We start from the raw sequence: 4,038 nt of genomic DNA, 5'->3' as shown, positions 1-4,038 counted from the left end.
GCCCGACCGGGTGGCCCCGGCGCGGCGGGACAAGCGGGCAGCAGCCCGAACTCCCCACCCTTGGCGCCCGGTTGGCGCCCCCGTCCGGCGAGCGGGAATCGGACGCCCTCATCCGATATGTCACGCTCACATCACACTTGCCCCCGAGGCCGGAACGCACCGCGCGGGGCGTCCGCCGAGCCAGTAGCATGCCGCCGAGCCTCATCACACCGCCCAGCCGCCCGGTCGCGGCCGGTACGTGAGGACTTGGGCCCCGCCTCGACACGGCCGCGACATCCCTGCGAAACAGCGCCTCCTTAATTTCTGTCACCCGACAGGAATTCCGCGCCGAAGGCAGGTCCACGCCGTGACCACGACCGCAGACTCCGACGTACGCCCCGACCCAGCCGAGACGTCCGCCGACCGCTCCCTCGCCGAGTTCGGCTACCGCCAGGAACTGCACCGCAGCCTCGGCCGGTACGCCTCGTTCGCCGCCGGGTTCTCCTTCATCTCCGTCCTCACGACCGTCTTCCAGTTCTTCGCCTTCGGGTACGCGTTCGGCGGCCCCGCCTTCTTCTGGGCCTGGCCGGCCGTACTGATCGGCCAGATGCTGGTCGCCGCGTGCTTCGCGGAACTGGCCGCGCGCTATCCGATCTCCGGCGCGATCTACCAGTGGTCGTCCCGGCTCTCCAACCTCACCTTCGGCTGGTTCGCCGGCTGGATCATGGTGATCGGGCAGATCGTGGTGGTCGCGGCGGCGGCGCTCGCGCTCCAGGTCGTCATGCCGGCCATCTGGTCCGGCTTCCAGCTGGTGGGGAGCGACCCGGCGCCCACCTCGGCGAGCGGCGCGGCCAACGCGGCGATTCTCGGCGTATTCCTGCTGGCCCTGACGACCCTGGTGAACGTCCTGGACAACCGTGTGATGTCCCTGATCAACCGGGTCGGCGTGACCGCCGAGATCATCGGCGCCGTCCTGATCATCGTGCTCCTGCTCACCCACTCCGAGCGCGCTCCCGGCATCACCTTCCACACCGGTACGGCACTGGAGTCCGGCCTCACCGGGGCACTCCTGGTGGGCTCGTTCACGGCGGCGTACGTGATGATCGGGTTCGACAGCGCGGGTGAGATGAGCGAGGAGACCCGCAACCCCCGGCGCACCGCGCCCCGCACGATCCTCACGGCGCTCGCCGCGGCGGGCCTGCTGGGCGGCCTGATCATCCTCGCCGGCCTGCTCGCCGCGCCGAGCCTCACCGACGGCAGGCTCGGCACCGAGGGCCTCAGCTACGTCCTGACGAGCAGCCTCGGCGACGGCATGGGCCGCGCCCTGCTGGTCGACGTGGTGGTGGCGATCGCGGTGGCTACCCTCGCGATCCAGACAGCGGCCTGCCGGATGCTCTTCTCGATGGCCCGCGACGGCCAGCTGCCCTTCTCGGCCGGCCTCGCCAGGGTCAACCCGCGCACGGGCATGCCGAGCGGCCCGGCCGTGGTCGTCGGAGTCCTGGCGGCGGCGCTACTCCTCCTCAACTTCGCCTCCCCCGATGCCTTCCTGGCCATCGGCACCACCTGCATCGTGATGCTGTACCTGGCGTACGCGATGGTGACGGGCCCACTGCTGGTCCAGCGCCTGAAGGGCACGTTCGGCGTCGCCGAGGGCACCGACGAATCCGGCAAGCCCCTGTTCTCCCTGGGCCGCTGGGGCATCCCCGTCAACGTCCTCGCTCTCGTCTACGGCCTCTTCATGACCGTCAACCTGGCCTGGCCCCGAGCGGCGGTCTACGACCCGGCCGGGGGGCACTGGTACTTCCAGTGGTTCACCGTGCTGTTCCTGCTGGTCACGGTGGTGTTCGGAGTTCTGTACCGGCTCATGCGCGTGCGCCGCGTGCGCTCTGGCGCGGAATCTGCTCCCGTTGCCGCGAATACAGCCCAATTGCCGCCTGAATAAGCCTTGTTGCCCCGGCCGGAGCAGCGCATCCACGGCGCACTCGGCGGAGCGCGAAGCCGCGCATCCGGCGAGCCGGGATCCGCTCCATGCGCCGGGGCAGCTCCATGCGCCGGGGTCGGGCGCCCTTTTCGGCGGCCGAAAACCATCGCATGGTCCCAAGCAAGAGGCTTTCAGGGCGAATTGACGGCATGAAAGGGTGTCGCGCCCGGGCCCGTGGAGGTGATGTCGGGATGCGCACACCGTCGCCCGGGACATCCAGTGGATCACCGAGAACCGCGGGCCCGGGTCCCGCCCGGGGCGCGCTTCGCGCCAGCGCGCGCCGGCGCCGTGCCCAAGGTCCAACTGGCTTCAAACAGTTGACTAAACCCACAGACGCACCGGAAGGTGGAGACGATCCGCGACCGCGCCGCTGACGCCACGGCCGTGGCGGTGACGTCCACCGACCACGTGCGCATTCCGGTGGCCGTCCCGCAGGTCACAGCCGACGGTGCCACCCGGCACACGGTCGACGAGGTCCCGCCCGACCGGCTCAGCCGGCGGGCCCCCATCATGCACGAGTCAGCCACGCCGCGGTCGCGGCGTACGGAGTACAGCGCGCAGTTCAGGACTTGGTCGGCTCCGTCATCCGGAGGGAATCGTGGAAGGCTCTGCTCCCGCCCGGCCGCCCGGGGGTGTCACCCGGGCCGTCGCGCGCGTGCGCTGACGGCTCGAACCCGTCCCCCGGGGAGCCTCCGGTTCCGTGTCCGTAATCCGTGTTCCGTCCAAGCCGAAGGATCTGAGAGTCACCGCTCATGCCAGCTCTTGAACACCTGACAGGAGATCAGCACGATGAGCACACCCTCGCTCCGAGCGCTTTACCACTGGCAGGGAAACCCGAGCGTTGACCTGCTGAATCGCGAAGGCGACGCCTGGACGTACAACATGGGGCTGCTGCCCTTCACAGCCGACCCCGACGAATGGGCCGCCATCGGACTCGCCGACTGCACCGCCTGGTGCTTCCCCTTCGCGCCCGAGGAAGAGCTGTTCCTGGCCTACCACGTATTCGCGTGGATGTTCGCCCTCGACCTGCTGTTCCCCCGGACGTTCAAAGCGAGGCGCGATCTCACGGGGGCGCGAGCCCTGGTCGACCGGCTCTCTCTGTTCATGCCGCTCAACGGCACCTCCCACGCGACACCGGAGCACCCCATCGAGAGGTCCCTGGCGGACATATGGCTGCGGATGACGCCAACGCGGTCCATGCCTTGGAAACGTAACATGCGGAACGCCGTGATGGAATATGCCGACGGACAGTGCTGGGAGCTCGAATGCATGTGCAGTGGGCGCATTCCTGATCCCGCCGAGTACCTGGTGCGCCGGCGCGGTTCGTTCGGCGGCCATGTCGGGATCTGCCTCGCCGAGCACGTGGCGGGCACGGAGGTGCCGACGCGGGTGCGCCAGTCCCGTCCGTTCCGTGCGCTGATGGACGCCTGGACGGACCTTCAGACCCTCTACAACGACGTCCGCTCCTACCGCCGGGAGGTCGAGAACGAGGACGAGATCTGCAACTTCGTCCTCGTGTTCGCGCGGTTCCTGGACGTCTCCGTCGACGAGGCCGCGACCCTGGTCACCCGGCTGCGGGCGGCCAGGCAGTCGGAGTACGACCACCTCGAGTCCGTTCAACTCCCCGACCTCTGCGAGCAGTTGCAGCTCAACGGCAGTGACCGTGAGCAACTGTCGGCGGTGCTGGAAGTGATGCGCTGCCACCTCGCCGCCGTCGACGTGTGGACGACGATCGCCGAGCGGTACCAGGCACCCGCCCCGGGAGGTGTGCCGTCCACAGCTCTCGGATCCTGACAGCCCAAGGGCACGACCGGCATCCCGCCACCACCGCCACGTACGCTTGACCGTGATGAGACGCCGCACCCCGCCCCCGCCCTCCCCCCTGCCGCAGCTCGACGGGGTGGACCCGGTGCGGGTGCGGTTGCCGGCCGGGGACTCCTGGGCGACCGTACGGGACTATCTCGAAGCGCGGCTCGCGGCAGGGGCCGGGGCCGGGGTGATCGACGGCATGTTCGACAAGGGGCAGATCGTGGACGGCACCGGGCGCCCGGTGCCGTCGGACATGCCGTACGCGCCGG

At 69.6% G+C, this 4,038-nt stretch carries 2 protein-coding genes and 1 pseudogene; all 3 read left to right on the top strand.

What is annotated here, in order from left to right:
* Positions 1-346: 346 nt before the first annotated feature.
* A complete protein-coding gene (locus tag AOK08_RS36265) occupies positions 347-1,921 on the top strand; it encodes an amino acid permease (protein WP_055533969.1) in 1,575 nt (524 codons plus the stop codon).
* A gap of 828 nt (positions 1,922-2,749) precedes the next feature.
* Positions 2,750-3,754 (top strand): terpene synthase family protein, encoded by a 1,005-nt coding sequence (locus tag AOK08_RS36260; protein WP_055533967.1) that lies wholly within the window; start codon positions 2,750-2,752, stop codon positions 3,752-3,754.
* A gap of 55 nt (positions 3,755-3,809) precedes the next feature.
* Positions 3,810-4,038 (top strand): annotated as a pseudogene (locus AOK08_RS36255) (pseudouridylate synthase); the annotation flags it as partial.

This window comes from Streptomyces graminilatus (assembly GCF_001418565.1).
Classification (GTDB): Bacteria; Actinomycetota; Actinomycetes; order Streptomycetales; family Streptomycetaceae; genus Streptomyces; species Streptomyces graminilatus.
The sequence above is the reverse complement of the archived record's forward strand: the minus strand, read 5'-3'. Positions and strand labels throughout refer to the sequence as shown.

Excerpts from the sequence above, each read along its gene's own strand:
- AOK08_RS36260 (WP_055533967.1), top strand. The coding sequence starts at position 2,750 with ATGAGCACACCCTCGCTCCGAGCGCTTTACCACTGGCAGGGAAACCCG.